The sequence below is a fragment of the Clostridium sp. 10cd* genome (assembly GCF_044336395.1).
Lineage (GTDB): Bacteria > Bacillota_I > Bacilli_A > Erysipelotrichales > Erysipelotrichaceae > Clostridium_AQ > Clostridium_AQ innocuum.
Genome location: NZ_CP172347.1, coordinates 2,857,600 through 2,877,563, shown reverse-complemented (window position 1 = coordinate 2,877,563; position 19,964 = coordinate 2,857,600). Strand labels below are relative to the sequence as shown.

The window sequence follows — 19,964 nt, the reverse complement described above, 5'->3', positions numbered from 1 at the left end:
TGATTTTCCTCCATTCAAAAACCCAAAAGGGCATAAAAATCCCAGTGATAAATACTTTTATCACTGGGATTTTTATGCATAACCATAGGTATACAAAGCATACAGATATTCTCTGGATACTTTAGAATCACATGATAAAGGTATTCTTAAACTGGGTACAAAAAACTAAGCCCTCCTAAAAAAGGACATCCAATTATTTGTTCCCACTATCAAATTGACAGTTTATTTAATAATACCTTGCCGCATATTTATTAACTCCTTTTAAATAGATACTTAAATAATAGCACGTAAGAGCATATTTGTAAAGGAATCTCCAATTTTTTATCAAAGAGAGTACGTGATTACAAAATAGCTGTAATAATGTACCAATATTTGTTATTCTATAATCTTCCAATTACTCCCGTTCTTTTCAAGTACCAAATCAAATTGAGATACCTGCGTTGCTTTGGTCTGCTGGTCGATATACTCCACTGTCAGCGATACCGTGACTTGATTATCCTTACGATTGTGAATAGGATTTACCAGTTCTTGAAAGATGTACTCTTTTCCGATTGGTTTTAATATCCCGTCATTCACATAGTAGGAAAGTTCACTGGCTGTCGCTGTAGGATAGAGCTTGAAGAACGTCGTTAAAAACTCATTGATTTCATTGGTTGTAATGGAATCAACCGTCCCCTCACTTTCAATGGCTTTTGGTTTATAACTTGATTTCTTAGGTATGTTGGTAATGGTCGGATTCTTAACCAGTACCATATTTCCAGAACCATCTACATAGACACTCACTATATAAGCAGAGTGGACGGTCTTTGTATTTTCTCCCTCTGTAATGAGCTGGTCTACACTGTAGGTTACATTAAACTCATTGTCGCCAGTTGGCTCTACCGTCCATATCTGAAATCCTCTTACAGAAGACGATACAGGAATATCTTTGCGTACTGTATCAACATTGAGAGCTTGAAGTTCATCTGTCAGATAGCCTTTTAGACTTTCCATTCGATTATCAATGGACTTATCGGATTGCTCCCATGAATAGTAGACTTTCGCAAAGTTCTCTACAAAATTTTCTACATGATGAGTATCAACGTATTCCTTTTCTATGATAGTTGTTTCGTGAATAGTATGAGTATCTATAGCTGTAAAGTGCTTGAATATCGCAAAGCTGAAACTAAGCCCTAAAAGTACCCACAAGGCAATCACAACCTTTTTATGAGGATTGACCTTATAGACACGAGGTTTCTTTTCCTTTGGTATCTGTTTTTCTTTATTCTGATTTTTTCTAAATTTCATCATTAAATCTTCCTTTCTCATTGTTTGATTCGTCCTGCTCCCACTAAATGCTGTTGCCAGTAGGGGCTTGTTAAGTCGGCATAACCGATTGGGTCGCCTGCATGAAACATACGGTTATTGCCAAGGTATATCCCAACATGAGTAATATAAGAGCCAGCGTTATAGGTAGAATGAAAGAAAACCAAATCGCCAGCTTGTGCTTCCGATAGTGGGATATGCTGGGTCACATCATATTGCTGTTGTGCGGTTCGTGGTAAGTTAATTCCAGCTTTTCCATACGTCCATTGTGTCAGTCCGCTACAATCAAAAGAAGTAGTCGGGGAAGCTCCACCGTAAACGTATCGCCAGCCCTCATATTTCAGTGCTTCGTCCATGATGGCTTGTACCGTATCATCATCAAACTCTGTTGTGACAAGATACTGCGTTACCAGTTGCACATAAAACATATTGCCATAGTTGTATCGCCAGCCCCCATTGATAGGTATGGCTATGGGATTGGGGTAAGACACTTTTTCGCCACCTGAATACTCTTTTGAGAAACTTTGAGCCAGTTCAAAGGTATATTTATTTCCACGATTAGCCACATACCCTAAGAAACCACCACCATAATTGTAGGACTGGATAACCGATTCTAAATCTACACTGAGCCTTTCGCTACTGGCTAATAATTCACTGAAATACTTCACACCTTGCTTAATGGATTCTTCTGTACTCAATGAATTAGGTGGAAGACCGAGGGATTCCGAGGACTGCATAACATCTTCCGCAGTACCGCCCGATTCCACCTGTATAATCGCAAGAAGTATGTTGACATATTCTTCAACGCCATATTCTTTGGCATATTTTTCTACCATAGGCTTATGAGCCAGCACTTCTGCGGAAACATTCACACCTCCATAATGAATATTGGAAATTCCGCTGTCCTGTTCATCTGAAAATAAAATGGCAACAAACAGAAGCAGTGAGAAGACCATCAAGAATAATCCAGAACCACCAATCACTAAAGTTTTCAACTTCATGGTTTCTTACCGACTTTCTTAATGGTGGCGGTTTTGATTGGTGGTCTACTTCTTGTATTTTGTAGTGGTACTCTTTGAACAGTAGACGGACGTTCTTTTGTGATTGGACGTTGTGAAGTTCTATCTGCTGTAGTGGTTGAAGTTGCTGGCTTTTGAACGGTTTTTTCTTGAACGGTATTGCCTTGGCGTTCCACTTTTGGACTTGAAAAATCGGACTTAACTGCTGGACGCTCTTGTTTGGCTTGTTGAGATTCCTTATATGAAGTCTGAATATTAGACTGTTTTGAGGTCTGTTCATCATGATATTGTTCTTGTCTTGTAGTCGGTCTTTCATGAACAGAAGAAGCAGGCTGTTTTTTCTGTTTGACCTGTTCCATTTCAGAGCGACGCTTCGCAATGGTTTTTCGCCTTTGTTCCTGCTGTTCCTTGCGTCCACTGGCTCTGTCCGCTTTGGTTTGAGAAATACTACTGGTTAAATCACGGACATTCTCTTTTACTTTGGATTTTCCTTGATATACTGCATATCTTGCATTGGTCGGCAAATCTTTAACCTGTTCTTTCAAACCACTAGCAGTGTCTACCATTCTGTCTTTGGTATCAGCTACTGTACCGATGGTTTGACCGATACGTTTTCCAAGTGTTGATTTTTCCTTTCCGTCTGGTCGGGAGTGATCTGCTTGTGTCCTTGCAGAACTCCCCGAACCCGACTGTCCTTTTTTACCTGTAACAATGGCAGACCCAGCCCCTAGAGTAGTCATGGAACGTCCAAGTTTCCGCTGTAGACGGTGCATGTGAGCGTGCATAAGCATACGAGGTTTTCTCATCACACGACTTCCCACACTTTGAGAATCGTTACTCTGTAGAGAAAACATACTCATTAAATCGCCCAGCTTGAAGTAGATTCCTGCAAAGGTCACAATCTGTAGAAAAGCAATCAAAAAGAACGGATAACCAGCCGATAAGGTATAGAGCATGGTTGAAATACTAAATGCTGTCGTAATAATCAATGTGATTCCAGCTCGTGTCAAAATGGTATTAAAGAGCTTTGTTATGGCTCGTTTTGACATACCATCAAATGATGGAATCATGCTTAAAATAAAGCTCACAGGCAGAAACATAGCATAGATGATAAAAAGTACCTGCGAGAAAATCATGATTCCTGTTAATAGGAATACAAATATGGAAATCCCAATATTGAAGACAAATAGGAAGAAGACTGTACCTAAACGGTTAATGGTCTTTGTAATGGTTAGATTGGTATTGCTTCTGTCTTCAATTTCTTCCGCAACAATTTTTTCTCTGTCTTCGCCATTGTTGGAATCTGGGCTGGTGGAGAGCAGGCTTTCCACACGGTCAATACCGATACTTTCAATGTCTGAACTGTTGTATTGAAGCAGTAGCCACGGTTGCTGAACCTGTATGGAAAACAGGCTATCTCTGATTAAGTCCACGCTGTCCTTGCCTTGACTATCGGAATGGGGCATGACAATCTTCGTGCCAAGTGATAAACTGGCATTACTGATGTCTGATGAAAAGTCATTGATTTTTTTAATGTAGTCGGGAGCGTAGGCAATAAAGGAAGCCGATAGGATAAACACCAGCACAAAATTCATAATGGCATGAATTGCCTTTGTGGTTTCTCTCTTTATCAGTCCCGTATAGGCAACATAAACCCCAAGAACCAAAATCAAGAGTAAGAGGAATCCAACATAGAAACCCTCTGTTGAAAATCCGTTTGCACTCACACCAGCTAAGGTCTGCATATTCTTACCAATGGAATCTGCTGTAGCGGAAATGAAGTCTAAGGAATAGGCTTCCTGTACTAAGTAACCTGTCGCATTGGAAACATACAAACTGATTGTCCAAATAAAATTGGTAATGGCATATAGTCCATACATGACCTGTTTTCCAATCCCGTCCGACCAGTTCCACGGAAGCCAGCCCCAGCTATTATCCACATAAAAATCCAGTTGATAGTTTTCAAGTGGGTATCGGCTGTATTCATTTGCCACATTGACCGTATCATCTACCAAGCCCGCAGCTTGAACCACCGTTCCCAGCATGGCTAAAAGAAAAATGGCAATCACAAGTGTGAAAGCCACTGTCATTGCCACTTTACCTAGACGTTTCAGCGTCCAGTTTGATTTTATTCTGTTTACTATTGATGGTTTCACATTTACACCTCTTTTCGCACAGGTGGTCTGGTATCAAAGGCATGGAGCAGTTCTTCAAATACAGGGTGGAACTGTATCACACCGACACGACCATATAAATCACTGATAAGGCATTGCCCGTTTTCCAAATCACGCAATCGCTTCTGATTGTTTTCGTCCTCTGGGTCTACACCAAAAAAGGCTAAGGTCTTTTTAATCTCGTTAAGGTCAGTGGAACGAAATGCAAATTTTAAGCCGAGGTTATTTTTCAGTTTTTCATCTAAGAGGTCGTCTGTATTTTGGGTCACGAAATATACCCCAGCGTTCATAGCACGACCAGCCCGAACCAGCTTCATAGATAGTGTTTTTCCTTGTGCTACCTGTAAAAAGCTCCATGCTTCGTCTAAATCTACAATCTTGAAAATGCTTCGGTCTGTATGGATAAAGTCTAAAGCAAAGGTACTAATGACAATCAGCATAGCAACGGATAAAAGCTCCATAGTGGTATATTCCTCAAAGGAAGTTTCCTTGTCGGGAAGTACCAAGTCCGCAACCTGTATAATGTTCAGTTGTTTTTCTAAGCTGATAGACTGCTCCACATAACCATTACTGAATAATAAATGTGCAAAGTCATAGTCTGTAAAACTTTCGATATGGTCGGCTATACTGGTACTTAGTGGCGTATTCTCAACCCGTAATTCCTCAATCACTTTCATCAACCCTCGTACTTCACTATTGGTTACTGCACGAATGGCTTTTCTAAGGATTGGGAAGCGTTCCCCATCACGAGAGGAAATCCCCGTAAGAAATGTCAGAATATCAATAGCCAGTGATTCAGAATCTTTGGGATTTTTCATAATCACATAAGGGTCAAGTAAGCCTTTGTTTTTCTCATCAGAAGTCAGAGTGACGATATTGATTTCATGGGAAATCTCTGGCAAGGTTTCTTTCCATCTGCCACGTTCTGCTTTTGGGTCTACAATCACTGCTTGTGCCCCATAAAGCACCGCATAATAGACGATAAGGTTATTCGCAAAGGATTTACCACCACCCAGCGAACCAACAAAAGCCGACGCTAACGCATTGGTTACTGAACCCTTAACCCCTTGACTGGCAAGAGCAGGTTTCAGATAGACATTGCGTCCAGTATCTAAGCTGTAGCCAACATAAATCCCCTCATTTTCCCCCAGCATTTGAGTAGCACCAAAACCTAAACCAGCGAGGAAATCAGAGGTCACGTATTGAATATAATCATTCATATAACGCTTGCTGGCAGGTAAAAATTCTTCATGTAAGCCGAGCATATCCCCAAATGGTCGTACCAGTTTTACGCTTAAATCGTCATAAAAATCTTTCACTTCATTACAACGACGTTTGAGTTCGTCAAGATCATTTGCTGATACCCTTACCACATAAGACAGCTTGTACATAGATTCCTTGCTTTGGTCTAAATTGGTTTCCAGCTCATTCACACTTTCCAGAGCTTCCGCCACATTGGAGCTGGTTTCATTATCACTTTGCCAAGCGTGGTTATCCAAGTCTTTCAGTTCTTTCTTTTTATTGCGGACAGTAGATAGGGCTTTACGATTCGCTACAATTTCCACATTCATTGACGTATCAATCGGGAATGTAAATTGCTGTTGCTGGTAGTAGAAGATTTCAGAGGACGGGAAGTCCAGTTCTCCGACAATGCTGTTAATGGTAAAGTAAGCTACATAGACGGTTTCATCTTCCTGCTGGATTTTCAAATATCGCTGTTTTTCTTCCACCAAACAGCGAGTAGGCTTAATCAAGTCATAGTATTTAATCAGCGTTTCATTATCCAGCTTTTTCTTTGATAGATGGTACTCATACTCTTCATAGGCAGTGCCTGTCTGTCCGTAAAGGTGTTCAATCAGATAGCCGAAGTCGTCCTTATCTAACCTGCGGATTTTGAAACGACGAGAGATTTTATTTTCTAAGAGCTTTTCCATCTTCTGAAAACGCAGGATTTCATCATTACTCATACTAACAAAATCGCCCATCAGCTTATGGTTCACATCATAGACAAAATCAGACAAAGCATTTTTTGCTTCAACGGTAAGACTTTTCATAGAAAACTCCTGATCGTTGAGAAGCAACTTAAAGCCGATAAAGAAACGGTAGTTCACTTGATTTTCGCCAATCATGGATATTAAAGCGTCTGTCTGTTGGTCGATTTTGTCATAGGCAACCGCTTTGAGCTTGCCAGTGACTTCATTTTTGGAACGCTCTTGTGCAGAACGTATGCTGGATTCTGTACTGATTTGTAAAGCATGAATTTTGCCATCACGATTTTGTGCGATAAGCTGTCTGAAAGAATCATGCACTTGTATTTTCTGTTCTGGACTTAGAAATGAGTAATTGTAAGGAACAAGCTCATAGTAAGCATAACATTCCCCGTCTTTATTCCAGACGAGATTGTTTTCAATGTATTTAATTGGATATGCCATAAAATTCACTCCTAACTGCTGTAATGGCTTCTTGTGGCTGGTTTCTGCCAAGCGTTACTTTTTTTCCTGCATAGGTCAGCTTTGGTCGCAGTGCATAAGCAATGACAGACTTCAAAAATCCATAAGGCTTTTTACCATCAAAAGTTTTTGTAGACATAAACCATGTGAAAGCCACAGGAATCCCAAAGTATTTGAGAAATGCTCCCTCTATCATGGAAAGAGGGGGCAAGTTGCCAAGTATCATCACTGCAAAGAGTGACACGACAAACCATGTCATTTGCGTAAAGGTTATGGGAAACGGAAGTCTAAAATCATTGATAGAATACAGTACCTTTTCCACAGACCAGATACTGGTATAGCTTCGTATTTTCTTCATGTAATCAATCCTTTCATAAAAAATAGGGGTAGCTGATTGAGCCACCCCGTAAAATAGAAAATCTGCCAGTAGTAATGTACCGACAGATTTAATAGACGATTTCAAAAATCCCATGATTGGTTGAGATAAACGTTCCTGAAAGGTCTAAATCCCGACCATAGGCTTGATAATCAATATAGTTTTGAAGACTAGCTGGTACTTCGCCTAAAGCACCCGTTTCTTCAATGTAGTAGCGTGCCACGTCATACATATCATCACAATCGGAATGAATGATAATATCCTCTTGATGTTCGCTTAGTTCTTCAATGCTTGAAAAATGAGTGAGCAGAGCAGATAGCTCCGATTGTAATTCTTCGGGTAATTCCGATACCATTTCCCATAGTCGATTGAGTTCGCCAATGGAAGTGTATTCGTCAACCGTAAAGGGTAACTCGTAGTCATGAATGGCGTATTCCTCATATTCATCATTCAAGCCGATTTTCTCTTTGACTTCCTCAAAGTCAATGGGAAAGGTAAACCACGCACCGACCAATTCGCCCTCATTGTATTTGCCTAAATTCGCAATATAGACTTGCATATCGTCCATATATTCACGTCCTTTCTTTGTAGAGATTCAAAAATCCCTACCGCACTTCGTTTGGTGTACCATTCCTTTGCGGAACATAAGAAAACCACTTATATTCCACAAAAGAACGGTTTTATTTAAGCACCAATAATGCGATTGAATAGCTCTAGTAAAATGTCTTTTACTCCAGCAGCGTTGAAGACTAAGCCAACCGCAATAATCGCAATAATTAAAAAGCCAATCAGTTTGCTAAACTCACGCTTGAAGCCAAGATACAAGCCAATCACAACGATTGCTAAAAGCACCAGTGATTGAGCGTTTGATAGAAACCAGTTATATATGGATAGGTAAGTTCCTGATATTATAAATATCTCAAACTTTTCCCCCCATTCACACGGAGCGTGCGACTTTCACCGCACTCCGCGTTCCATCGTGTTTATATTGAAAAGTATTTATGTAGTAGACCTATATCAAGTTTAATTCTTGATTGCCAGCTAATACTCTATATTTATTTAGTCTTATGAGCTGGACTTTATTTAGTTTCAATAGAGCTATATATTTTTGTATTGTTTCTTCTGTTTTTGCGTGTATTAGACGATGTACCGCCTCTTTTACCAAAATAAGATTTTTATAATCGTCATTACCACCAGCCCTAGTTGGTACAATATGATGACAGTGTATTTCATTAGCTTGTTGAAATTCTTCCAGAGTTATAGCACATTTTCCATGTTGGGCAGAAAATAGCGAAATTCGATTGTCTGCGTATTCTATTGTGCGATTTTCCAAAGATAATTTCATCAACTGATACATCAGTAATTTATCAACACTTAGATTGGTATGGATAAATTTTCTTCCCTCTGGAGTATAGCAGTTTGCTGAATACACTTTTGCCATTGGTTTTCTGTGTTGGATATATCCAACAGGGAATATAGGTTCGCCCTCGCCAGCAACATATCGAAGCATTTTAGATTTACCATATCTTGTTGCTTCTTTTGTTGTAAGTTGTCTGCCTGTTTTTCTCAATCTGCCCTTTTTGCTTGCACCTAATCTGTTAGTGAAGATAGCCATTACAGCTCTATTAAGTTTCATACAATCCAGATTTACATTTGTTGCAATCTGATAATAATTTTGCATACCTAATACCATTGAATTATAAAGTCTTATTTCCTCTAATTCTGTTTTTCCCTTTGAGGGAGAAGCAATTTTCTTTGCCTGTGATACCAGCTTGTCTTTTTGGGTCTTGAATTGTTTATCACTTATATGTGATTTAACAACTAACTTCTTTCTTCTCGGTATCATTTTAATCTTGAAACCAAGAAAGTCGGAGTATCTTTTTCTAACATTTACAATTCTTGTTTTTTCTTGTGATACTTCCAATTTTAGTCGTTGCTCGATCCATTGAGTAATTGCTATTTTGGTTTTTTCAGCACTTTCTTTGTAGCGACAGAAAACTCTAAAATCATCTGCATAACGAACCATATACATTTCCTTTAACTTTGTTTTCTTCATTTCTTTGTAAGCGTTGCTTTTACATGGGCTACCGCTTTTATTGATATGAACCACATAGTTTTTTGTAACAGGATTTTCATGCCATTGACTTTCTACCCAATGGTCTAACTCATTAAGAACAATGTTGGCTAGTAGTGGGGATATAATTCCCCCCTGTGGAGTTCCTTTCTCTGGATATGTTATTGTGCCGTCAGGCATTTTAATTGGAGCTTTTAATATCCTTTTTAAAATGAATATCAAGTGCTTGTCCCGTATTCCCATAGCCCATATCTGTTTTATCAGTTTGGAATGGTTCACGTTGTCAAAGAAACCCTTAATATCAAATTCAATCACATAATGTAGCTGGCTGATTTGTAGGCGGTTATAGGTTGCTTTTATTGCATTTTCAACCGACCTATTAGGTCTGAAACCGTAGCTGTTTTCACTAAATTTAGCTTCGCAGATTGGTTCTAATACTTGTTTGATACATTGTTGTATAAGCCTGTCCCACATACAAGGAATGCCTAGAGGTCTGGTTTTCCCATTTGGTTTTGGTATTTCTTTTCGCCTTACTGGCTTAGGTCGATACCCGTGCGGAGTGCCTGCGACAATATATCTTACCTTTTTGACAACTGTTTCTGCTGGCAATTTGCCAATATCTTTAATTATTGTACCGTCTGTTCCTGCTGTCTTACTGCCTGCATTTGCTTTGATATTTCGATATGCCAGTAATATATTTTCTCTCGATAGGATAATATCCATAAGATGAGTGAAAATATCTCCATTCTTACTTTTGGCATATAAATCATCAAAGGTGTTTTGCATTTCGTAATATTCAGCGTGTCTTAAATCTTCTACACACAATGTTTCATTTTTATTTTTAGGCATAAGGCTTCACTCCTTTGCTTGAAATTGAGTGAGCTTTTTTATCTTACTCGTAATCCTTATTAAAGCAACATAATACTTTTCTAATATATACACGACTTGAGGGTATTCCTCCATTCCCATTACAAGAATTTCTTAGGTTCGCCCTCTGCTTTTCAGCATTGGTTCAACTGCTTATTGTTCTTCGTCAGCTTATTCTCTTGATGAGAACCCAATACCTTTCCTCGTTCCGATAATCTTATCTATACATATATATCCTTAGGTCACTAGCTATAAGCCTGCTGGCTTGATACCGCCTGTAACGGTATATGGCATTTCATAACCTATATTCTTACTTTGCCACACCAGCTACGATTTCTCGTACCTTTGCATTTCTACAAAGTACAAATTTAGACCCGTACATTCGCTGTTTCGTCAGTCCCTTGTGGAACATTCTAACCATAGATATTTTATAGACCCCCGACCTGTTGGATACGCTACCCACCTCTGGATAGTTTTCGATAGAAGATATATGTTCATCAACTATTACGGTATCTTTCAGCCGTCTTTACCGAGCTTCAAACATTCTGAGTTTCCTCATTCAATGCTTGTCGGAGGCTCAGGGCAGGCGTTTCAGAGCGTTACTTCATCATTCCACCTGTCAGATTATCAGTTCTCCTAATAATCAAACTTTTTCGTTCTTTTATTAGTGCCTTAGCTTTTCACTAAGGAACGAGTCGCACAAAGGTTTTGTCCAAAATTCATAAAAATGTTCTCCTCTCTATATTCAATGAATTTGTATTTGAGTTATTTTTTTGTTGTTATCACGTCCTGTTCTTTTACTGACTGTTGCTTCAAAATCTGCTTGTGTCGGTCTGTCAGTTTCGCATGGTCGAGAATGTCTTTTACAACCTGCGTCTGGTTGATTTCATCAAGTTTAATCGCAACCTTTAAGGTCGGGGCAACTTGATGAGATAGCCAGTTCAGCGTCCTTTGGAAGGAGTAAGGCTCTGGTTTTGTGGTTAGTTTTAATCGTTCACGATTGTTCCCAATAAACCAAGCCCATTCTTCATTCAGTTTCCAATCAGAACGAGGTTTGGAATCGTCTTTATCTACAAAACGGATATACCGATTGATAATTTTAAAGGCGGTATGCTCTGGATTGTCATAGACGAGTAAATCACGGACTGCATAATAGGCACGCTCATTTTTCAATCGAATCTCAAAACGGTTTTTTACTTCTGCGTCTTCAATGGGAATATCATTTTTCTTGTACTGCTCGTAGTCCTTTTCATAGATACAGAAATAAACTTCACTTTGTAATGAACCGATATAGAGGGTGTTTCCCATACATTCCTTTTCCTCTTTGCGTACCAGTTCGCCACTGCGATAGCTTTTAAAACTGCGGAAGACGGAGATACATTCTTCCTGTTGGCACTTTTCAGTGAGTACAGGGATATTTAAAATCCCTGTCTTATCGTTAATGGCAAGGTCAAGGCGTTTCATCACACCGCCAGCCACCAAAACGTCCATAAAGAACTCATACCAGCTTCTTTGTTGTGCCAGAAGATAGCTTTCAAATTGTCTGCACCCACGACCTTTCAATTCCACCAGAACTCCTTTGTCCAGTTCATGGGAGCAAAGGACGAATATGTCGCCTAAAGCATAATGCTCTGAATAAGAATAGAAACCATAGTCCTCATGAAGAAAATAGGACAGTTTCAGTTGTAAGATGTTTTCGACCACCTGCTGTACGTCTGTTGTCGGAAAGCGAATTCTTACATAATCAAACAGCATTTCAAGGGGAGCGTCGGGATTGAAGCGTTCCAGAGCTTCCCAAAGGGACTGCTGTAAATCCTCTGATGGCTTGACTTTTCCTGTTTCAATATCGCTTAGATACTGCCTTGTAATACCAGTCGCAACAGCTAAACGGTTTTGAGATAGTCCATAAGCCAAGCGTTTTTCTTTTAAATGCTGTAACCAAGTTTGTTCATTCAGTAAAAATCCCTCCAATCAAAAAGGCGTATGTCAACTTTTAAAGCCCATTTGACATACGCTGAAATTTTGTAAATCCCTTGTAACCAAAGGATTTTCTAATGTTTTTTTGACTGTTTCCTGTCGATTTGTACCCCCCTGTTAGATACGGGGGGTTAAGTGCTGGCGTGGCTATTGCCACACCAGCCAGCAAGATCAGTCCACACCTGCGACTTCCGCTTCGCACGTCGCCTGCGTGGACTGTCTGCTGTTGGATAACTTTTTAATTTCCTCCAAGAAATCATATCCTTTTGGTACAAGGGGAGTATAAAACTCTGATATGACACTTGTTCCTACATCAACATAGCCACGACCTTTGATTCGCTTTAAGAAGAAATCCTTTTGTACGTCACTGCCAAACATCATGCCATAGCCCATTTCAGACATACGACCTAAAGCCACTCTGAAATTAAACTGATCACGGATTCCGTCGCCTAAATATTTTGCGTCTGGACGTTGACAAGCCAGTATTAGAAAGAAGCCAGCTTGACGACCTAACATGACAATCTGTTTCAGCTTATTCATAACTGCGGTGTTTTCTTTTGTTCCCAGCATTTCCATGAAAGCGACGTATTCATCAAAGATTAAGAAGTGTGCCGGGAGACCTAAGTAAGCATAATTTTTGCCAGTCTTATAGTTCTTCATCTGCTTCATTTCCTCACTACGTTTCATCATTTCTTCATAGAATGTTTCAATGCAAGAAAGCAAGTCTTCTTTTCTATAGTAGACATTTGCCATCACAGAACCTAAGTCCGCAAGATCAGCATTTTTCGGGTCAAGAATATACAGTTTTGAATCTGTATGAAGCAAGGCTTCAATCAGTGTCAGTATAAAGTAAGTTTTACCGCCACCTGTACCACCAGCAATCAACATATGAGGGAGCTTATCATATTCCCACCATACGTTTTTCATTAAGCGAAGTTTACCATCTTTAGCTTCTACTTCATCAATAGAAATACGACTGGCTATGGTGTCATAGAGCAAAGTATATTCCACATAGGAATCCTTTAACTCTTTATCCGTCAGCTCACAGTACAAGCCACTCTCTAATTTCTTTTCCAAGTGTAAGAGTTGGTCTTGATATTTTCCCAGCGTGATTTCCACCCGTATCTGTATCAAGCCATTTTTAAGTCGATAATACATTTTAGGGAAGTAGGTTATCTTTTCCTTTGTACGACCAGCACTATCTTTAAAGAAACCCTCTGTTTTGACCTGTTCAGATTCATACCACTTGTTTTCAAGTATCATCTTTGCCAGTTTTTGACGGTGGTAAAGTTGTTTAACCGTATCATAGCGAACCCGTTTGAATACAAACGCTACCAGCAAGCAGATAAGAATTGCGACACTGAAACTGATAATTAAATAGGGAATGTCAATCTTATCTGCTTGTGATAGGTTAAAATCCTGCCAGTTGATCTGCTGGATTGTCTTCACATGAAACAGTCCGACAACCAGCAGGAAAACAGGCAGGAGTGACGCTATCGTAAAATGAAAGACTAAATCTTTACCAGATGGGCGAATCCTTTTACCACGCTGTTTCATGCGAAAAAGTCTCCTTTCTACCTAGCGACTATTTGTCTTGTGTCGGTTCTTTCTTTGCTTGTGGTTGAGCTTTGAATGAACTAGAATCCTTTGTCAGCACAATATCGTCTGCCTTGATATACCAGTCAACATCTGCTCCTTGATAGGTGGCAGTAGCAACGGTGTCCGCAATGGGATTGATAAGTTCCACCCGTGCGTTATAATCAAACTCTTTCAAAGGCACGCTGGCAGGAATACTTACTTGAATCATGCGTCCTTGTCCTTTGGATTTTAAGTCATAGGTACGTTCCTTGATTTCATCTGAAACCGACCCGTCTTCATTTTGGATTCTCACTTCACGACGTAGAGCAGAGAATTTCAATTCTCCAAAAGTCGTGTCTTTATCTAATACAATGCCATTTGCTAATCTCATCATTTTTCCTCTCTTTCTTTATTCTTTTATCATGTCGTCAGCATGTAAAAGGTAATTTGTAAAACCACGAGTGCCGATTTTGTAGCCCTCTGCGGTAATACGTGGATTGACTAACTTCACACGTTCCTCAAAGCCGAAATGTTTTTCGCCAGCTTCAGCAGGAAGCACCACCACAATATCATCTGCTCTTTGAACATCAGAATAGAGATTATAGCTTCTTGATAAGACAGTTAGCCGTCCGTTGATTCTTCGCTGAACGACTTTATCCTCGCCAGCAAATTCTAAATTGCCGAATGTTTTTTCCATGTTGGGAATCACAAATTTAAGTTCCATATTTTTACCTATCCTTTCTTTTTTATTGGCTGAATGAATGTTTGATGGTCTTAAAGAGTGGGGAACGACCTTTTGATTCTTGATTTTTTGTTTTCATAAGTTCACTTCCTTTCAAAATCGGGTAAAAAAATAGACACCTCATTTTTTGAAGTGTCTACCTATTAAATATTCAAATTTTATTGGAAGTATCTTTATATCTTCACTTTTCAAGGATAAATCGTCGTATCAAAGCTCATTCATAAGTAGTAAATTAGTAGTAAATTGAGTGGTTTTGACCTTGATAAAGTGTGATAAGTCCAGTTTTTATGCGGATAACTAGATTTTTATGCTATTTTTTTATTCAAAAGTATTATAATTATTGACTTAAGTATCAATATTCATTAAAATATAGTTGAAGGATATAGATGAATATTTATTTATATCTGGACATACTATTAAATGAACAGTTATGTTCAAATATTATCCGCTAGCTGGCTTGCGGGATATAAAAGGCCAGCGTTCAAATATTAGCCGTTAATTCGTGTACGGGATATAAAAGGCGAATGTACAAATTGCCCCTAGTTGGGGCATTTTATTTAGGAGTTTAATTCTATGGTTCAATTAGGAAATCTATATTTTATAAAACAGTCGTTTTTTGATTTGGTTCAAGACAAAACATTACCCATCAATAAACCGGATGACGAAAATGGAAAACATGGACGTCCTGCTTTTTGTGCTATCAAGATTGATCAAGGTGACTATTATTGGGTAATACCATTTTCTCATCAAATAGAAAAGTACCAGAAAATATATGATAAGAACATTCAAAAATACGGTCGTTGCGATACTATTGAATTTGGATATGTCTTAGGAGAAAAAAAGGCTTTTTTGTTACAAAATATGTTTCCAGTTACTGAACAATATTTTAAAGAAATATATATAGATAAAAACACCAAAAAGCCTATTGAATTATCGAATAAGGTAAAACACAATTTGAAATCTAAAGCAAATAAACTAATATCTTTATATAGTAGAAAAGGGATAAAACTAATGTTCACTGATGTAGATAAGATACTGCAAACATTAAAGATTATTTAGATTATTTAATCTTGTAGATTATGGATTTTGGGGTTTATTTGGAGCTTAAAACTTCAAAAAATACTCAAATACAGTAAACTACAAGGAACACTGACATTTAAAATAATACGCATTTGTCAACGAAAATTGAATTTACTCAATTCAAGGGAACGGGTTATAAAATTGGAGTCGAATAAAAGAAACAGAGGAAGTGCCAATCAAACTGGCACTTTTTATTTGCGAAATTTGGATGCTCTTGTGATGAAATGATTGTATAAGTCAGCAATTCTTATTTTCTGATTCATGTCATTCTCATAAGCTGGCGAAAAACCTGTTTCGTTTTATGTCATTTCCGTGGCTGAGTAAAAACTTCTTTCTTTTAAAAATACAACACAGAATTTATATCATTCTATTCGCATGAGTATCTAAACAGTGAGATGGCACTGTTTATTTTTTCTATACCTTAAAAGTAATGGATATAATACTCATCTATACCTTTTAAGCATGGAAAACTATTTGATATAAGTATTTGTCATATATAAAAAGAGAAGGTATGATGATGATAGGAAATGAAAGGGAGGCTGATCAAAAAAATAAAGCATATCAATACATCATAAGCTGTATGTGAAATTTGGATTGGGGTAGAGAAATCGAGGGATGGATAAGGCAACACGCTTTCCTGAACATCTGCCACATACATCCTTAGGCTACAGTACATTGGGAATCGTACCAATGAACAAACAGCAAGGTGACAAAAAATAACATAACGTGTTGAAAACACGAGAGGCTCTTATCAGGGCAATAAGGAGGACAGTATATGTTAGGAAATTTCAGTTATGTAAACCCGACAAAGCTCTATTTTGGTGAGGATGCACTTTCCCATCTGCATGAGGAATTATCAAACTATGGCAACCGTATCTTACTTGTATACGGAGGAGGTTCGATTAAGAAAAACGGAGTTTATGATGCAGTATGTGAAATACTGCAGGCAAATGGAAAAGAAATCTATGAGGATGGCGGAGTCATGCCAAATCCTACCGTGGAAAAGCTGCGGGAAGGCTGTGACATTGCACGAAAAAATCAGGTGGATTTCATATTGGCAGTTGGAGGCGGCTCCGTATGCGATTATGCCAAGGCTGTATCTGTTTCCATTCATTGCGAAGAAGATCCGTGGGAGAAATATTATTTGCGGATGGAGGATGTATCCTGTGAGATTGTTCCAGTAGGCTGCATTCTTACCATGGTGGGGACCGGTTCGGAGATGAACGGCGGTGCGGTGATCACCAATCATGAACAGAAGCTGAAAATCGGTCATGTGTTTGGTGAAAACGTATTTCCAAAATTCGCAATTCTGAATCCGACATATACGTATTCCCTTCCCAAATATCAGATGGTTTCCGGTATCTATGATATTTTCAATCATATATGTGAACAGTATTTTTCCGGAGAAGATGACAATACAAGCGATTATATCAGTGAAGGACTGCTGCGTTCGATTCTTCATTCCTCCTATGCAGCTATAAAAAATCCTCAGGATTATGAAGCCCGCAGCAACATCATGTGGACGGCAACCTGGGCATTGAACACACTGATCGCAAAAGGTAAGACGACGGACTGGATGGTACATATGTTGGGACAGGCGGTAGGAGCCTGTACGGATGCGACGCATGGCATGACGCTGGCAGCAGTGTCCATGGCATATTATCGTTTCCTTTGTCCGTATGGTCTGTCAAAATTCGTCCGCTTTGCACAGAATGTTTGGAATGTAAATCCGCATGGAAAAACGCCAGTGGAAATCGCGGCAGAAGGTCTTGATCGCATGGAACAGTGGATGAAGGATCTCGGTTTGATCATGCATCTTACAGAGCTTGGTGTGCGTGAGGATATGATGCAAGATCTTGTGGATGCCACACTGCTTATGGAAGGTGGTTATAAGATTCTTAACCGCGATGAAATCCTTCAGATCTTTAAAGAAAGTATGTGAGGTTTCTGTTGGAAATCAAGGTTTGGTATATGAAAAATCATTTTATAAAAATACTGGCTGTCATGGGATTGCTGCTGTGTGCTGGCTGTACTCGGCAAAGACAAACAGCGGGGAAAAACAATCCCACTGACAGAGGCACCGTGAAGGAAGAAAGTACTATGGAAATCATGATACAGGACGAACACGATACTACGGTACGCTTTGTGCTGTTCTCATCACCAGCTGCCAAGTCTTTTTACGAACAGCTGCCGCTGCGTGTGAACGTGGAAGACTACAGCGATAATGAAAAAATCTTTCATCCCTTGAAGGAGTTGGAAACGCAGGATACACCACATGCTGTAGCTTCTTCAGGCACGCTGGCATATTACAAGCCATGGAACAACATTGTCCTGTTTTATGAAAATGGTCAGCCCTCGGATACATTGTATGCACTGGGAGAAGCAGTTTCCGGAAAGGATAATATCAAAAGGTTGCAGGGAATGATAAATATCACAAAATATAAAAATAACACGGTATCCCAAAAACAGAAAGTAAAGGAAGAACAGCGGCGTGTGAAGGCTCTCATCGGTACAAAGACGTTCACGTTATCCTTGCATGATTCTGAATCTGCCCGTGCATTTTTAAAGCGTTTCCCCATGACGGTAACGATACAGGAGCTGAATGGAAATGAACTTTTCGCATATATGGACGAGAATCTGCCAACAGATGCACAGCGTGCAACGAAAATTCATACCGGTGATGTAAAGATGTTTGGCAGGGATTGCCCGATGCTGTTCTATAAAGACTTTGCCACTGCGTATTCCTACACATCCCTTGGAAAGGTGGATGACGCAGAGGCACTTGCACAGGCATGGAAGGAAGGAAACAAAGAGGTTATATTTACGTATTAGAGAAATTGACGTTATTTGAATCAGGATGGATACGGCATCCCGCTATGTGTCCTTCTCCATATTTGCTATTACGGTTTGCAGCTGCTTTAGAAATTTTTCAGAAGCTTTGGAGAAAATCTGATATTTTTTCCATATCAATGTCATACCGACACGCAGGGGTGGCTCTAAAGGCTTAAAGCAGATGGAGGATTCATCCGATATATGAATGATGTTGTCTAAAGCGAAGGAATAGCCGATACCGTTTTCCACCATGACAGAACCGTTGTATAGAAGGTTGAAGGTTGCGATGATGTTCAACTGAGTAGGATCTTTTTGCAGCCACTGGAAAATATTATCTTCATTATTTTTGGAATTACGACTGCAAATCAGAGGCTTATCCCATAAATCCTCTGGCACGATGACATCTTTTTCCGCAAGCTCACTATCCTTTCGCATTAAAATACCATACGTATCTTTGCAGGGCAGCTCAATATAATCGTATTTCGATTTGTCAAAAATACCAAACACAAGTCCAAAGTCGATCAGCCCCTTATCCAGATCATCCAGCACATCCTTTGTATCTCCACTGGAAATGTGCAGGCGGAGCTGAAACTGCTGCTTTTGCAGCTGCTGAACGGCATGGATCAAAACGGATACCGCATGTGTTTCACCTGCTCCGATATAAAGATCTCCCTCTGTCACATTATCTTGTAAGGTGATCTCATCCTCGGTCTTCTTTACCAGATCAAGGATTTCCTCTGCCCGTTTTCTTAAAATCCTGCCTTCCTGCGTTAAGGTGATTTTTCGATTGCTGCGGACAAACAGCTGTTTTCCCAGCTCATCCTCCATATCCTTCATCTGTCTGGATAACGTCGGCTGAGATATATGCAGAAATTCTGCTGCACCGGATATGCTTTGTTCACGTGCGATTGTAAGAAAATAATGAAGTACTCTTAATTCCATTATGATATCCTCCTGATCACTGTTATGAAAGAAAATACTTTCGTTTCCCATCATGGGGCAGAGCCGTTCGATTATGCTGCACAGTTCCCATAATAGCGCTATAACAACCTACCATAAAGAATGAAATGCTTCATTTTTATTCTTCGGGTGCTGTAATCTATACCACATTATACCACAGTGCGTGGCATGTGACATACAGGAAAAAAGAGCGGTCACGATTACGGATCGAAGAGTATCCATAATCATCGTTTTACACTACTGTAATTTAGAAAATTATTACAAACTATATAGAGGGTTGAAAAATGAAAAAGGGAATTGAAAACACACTATGGAACATGAAGGAATGCGGTTGTCAAGAGGATATCATTCGGGAATATGAAAAACTTATAGAATCGCCGCATAGAGAAGAAGCTGTTGCTATGCTTGAGATGTATTGCAAACAATTGCAGGAACAAATAGAAAAGGAATATAAAGCAGTTGACTGCATGGATTATCTGATCTATGAAATTGAGAACAGCGAAACATAAGGAAGATTTTTCCTGAAGGGA

At 39.2% G+C, this 19,964-nt stretch carries 19 protein-coding genes; 4 read left to right on the top strand and 15 right to left on the bottom strand.

The genetic code is table 11. The features are described from left to right. Nucleotides 1–14: 14 nt before the first annotated feature. The 14 genes from ACG3M1_RS14250 to ACG3M1_RS14185 form a co-directional block, all read right to left on the bottom strand. Complete coding sequence (locus ACG3M1_RS14250; protein ID WP_001791010.1) at nt 15–131, bottom strand: tetracycline resistance determinant leader peptide; 117 nt, start codon at nt 129–131, stop codon at nt 15–17. 244 nt (nt 132–375) lie between these two features. Beyond that, the gene (locus ACG3M1_RS14245) at nt 376–1,308 is read right to left on the bottom strand and encodes a conjugal transfer protein (RefSeq protein WP_001224318.1); all 933 of its coding nucleotides are present in this window, start codon (nt 1,306–1,308) and stop codon (nt 376–378) included. After that, a complete protein-coding gene (locus ACG3M1_RS14240; protein ID WP_000769868.1) occupies nt 1,305–2,306 on the bottom strand; it encodes a lysozyme family protein in 1,002 nt (333 codons plus the stop codon). The genes ACG3M1_RS14245 and ACG3M1_RS14240 overlap by 4 nt, the downstream gene beginning before the upstream one ends. After that, a complete protein-coding gene (locus ACG3M1_RS14235; RefSeq protein ID WP_000804748.1) occupies nt 2,303–4,480 on the bottom strand; it encodes a CD3337/EF1877 family mobilome membrane protein in 2,178 nt (725 codons plus the stop codon). Before ACG3M1_RS14235 ends, ACG3M1_RS14240 begins: the two co-directional genes overlap by 4 nt. Nucleotides 4,481–4,482: 2 nt before the next feature. Beyond that, nucleotides 4,483–6,930, bottom strand: a complete 2,448-nt coding sequence (locus tag ACG3M1_RS14230; RefSeq protein ID WP_000331160.1) for an ATP-binding protein — start codon at nt 6,928–6,930, stop codon at nt 4,483–4,485. Then, nucleotides 6,914–7,306 carry a conjugal transfer protein gene (locus tag ACG3M1_RS14225; RefSeq protein WP_000723888.1) on the bottom strand — a complete coding sequence of 131 codons (393 nt, stop codon included), beginning with the start codon at nt 7,304–7,306 and terminating at the stop codon, nt 6,914–6,916. Before ACG3M1_RS14225 ends, ACG3M1_RS14230 begins: the two co-directional genes overlap by 17 nt. Nucleotides 7,307–7,394: 88 nt before the next feature. Next, on the bottom strand, nt 7,395–7,892 hold the full coding sequence (locus tag ACG3M1_RS14220) for an antirestriction protein ArdA (RefSeq protein ID WP_000342539.1): 498 nt from the start codon (nt 7,890–7,892) through the stop codon (nt 7,395–7,397). Nucleotides 7,893–8,008: 116 nt separating this feature from the next. Next, nucleotides 8,009–8,233 carry a hypothetical protein gene (locus ACG3M1_RS14215; protein WP_032509114.1) on the bottom strand — a complete coding sequence of 75 codons (225 nt, stop codon included), beginning with the start codon at nt 8,231–8,233 and terminating at the stop codon, nt 8,009–8,011. A 103-nt stretch (nt 8,234–8,336) separates the two neighbouring features. Further along, nucleotides 8,337–10,247 (bottom strand): group II intron reverse transcriptase/maturase, encoded by a 1,911-nt coding sequence (gene ltrA / locus ACG3M1_RS14210; RefSeq protein WP_003436850.1) that lies wholly within the window; start codon nt 10,245–10,247, stop codon nt 8,337–8,339. Between the two features lie 783 nt (nt 10,248–11,030). Beyond that, the gene (gene mobT, locus ACG3M1_RS14205; RefSeq protein WP_000398284.1) at nt 11,031–12,236 is read right to left on the bottom strand and encodes a MobT family relaxase; all 1,206 of its coding nucleotides are present in this window, start codon (nt 12,234–12,236) and stop codon (nt 11,031–11,033) included. A 22-nt stretch (nt 12,237–12,258) separates the two neighbouring features. Then, nucleotides 12,259–12,411, bottom strand: coding sequence for a hypothetical protein (locus ACG3M1_RS14200; RefSeq protein ID WP_000879507.1), 153 nt, complete (start codon nt 12,409–12,411; stop codon nt 12,259–12,261). 2 nt (nt 12,412–12,413) lie between these two features. Continuing rightward, the gene (locus ACG3M1_RS14195) at nt 12,414–13,799 is read right to left on the bottom strand and encodes an FtsK/SpoIIIE domain-containing protein (RefSeq protein ID WP_000813488.1); all 1,386 of its coding nucleotides are present in this window, start codon (nt 13,797–13,799) and stop codon (nt 12,414–12,416) included. A gap of 28 nt (nt 13,800–13,827) precedes the next feature. Further along, nucleotides 13,828–14,214 (bottom strand): YdcP family protein, encoded by a 387-nt coding sequence (locus tag ACG3M1_RS14190; RefSeq protein ID WP_000985015.1) that lies wholly within the window; start codon nt 14,212–14,214, stop codon nt 13,828–13,830. A 15-nt stretch (nt 14,215–14,229) separates the two neighbouring features. After that, nucleotides 14,230–14,544, bottom strand: coding sequence for a YdcP family protein (locus ACG3M1_RS14185; protein ID WP_000420682.1), 315 nt, complete (start codon nt 14,542–14,544; stop codon nt 14,230–14,232). Between the two features lie 591 nt (nt 14,545–15,135). Between ACG3M1_RS14185 and cptIN the strand changes: the two genes are divergently transcribed. From cptIN to ACG3M1_RS14170, 3 genes are all read left to right on the top strand, one after another. After that, on the top strand, nt 15,136–15,621 hold the full coding sequence (gene cptIN, locus ACG3M1_RS14180) for a type III toxin-antitoxin system CptIN family toxin (RefSeq protein WP_009270993.1): 486 nt from the start codon (nt 15,136–15,138) through the stop codon (nt 15,619–15,621). Nucleotides 15,622–16,417: 796 nt separating this feature from the next. Then, entirely contained in the window at nt 16,418–17,584 is a 1,167-nt protein-coding gene (locus ACG3M1_RS14175; protein WP_008817537.1) for an iron-containing alcohol dehydrogenase, read from the top strand. Nucleotides 17,585–17,592: 8 nt separating this feature from the next. Continuing rightward, entirely contained in the window at nt 17,593–18,474 is an 882-nt protein-coding gene (locus ACG3M1_RS14170) for a cyclophilin-like fold protein (RefSeq protein ID WP_395814271.1), read from the top strand. Between the two features lie 42 nt (nt 18,475–18,516). Here ACG3M1_RS14170 and ACG3M1_RS14165 read toward each other — a convergent pair whose 3' ends face one another. Continuing rightward, entirely contained in the window at nt 18,517–19,416 is a 900-nt protein-coding gene (locus ACG3M1_RS14165) for a LysR family transcriptional regulator (protein ID WP_008817535.1), read from the bottom strand. 302 nt (nt 19,417–19,718) lie between these two features. Here ACG3M1_RS14165 and ACG3M1_RS14160 point away from each other — a divergent pair, with 302 nt between their 5' ends. After that, nucleotides 19,719–19,943 (top strand): hypothetical protein, encoded by a 225-nt coding sequence (locus ACG3M1_RS14160; protein ID WP_008817534.1) that lies wholly within the window; start codon nt 19,719–19,721, stop codon nt 19,941–19,943. Nucleotides 19,944–19,964 lie beyond the last annotated feature (21 nt).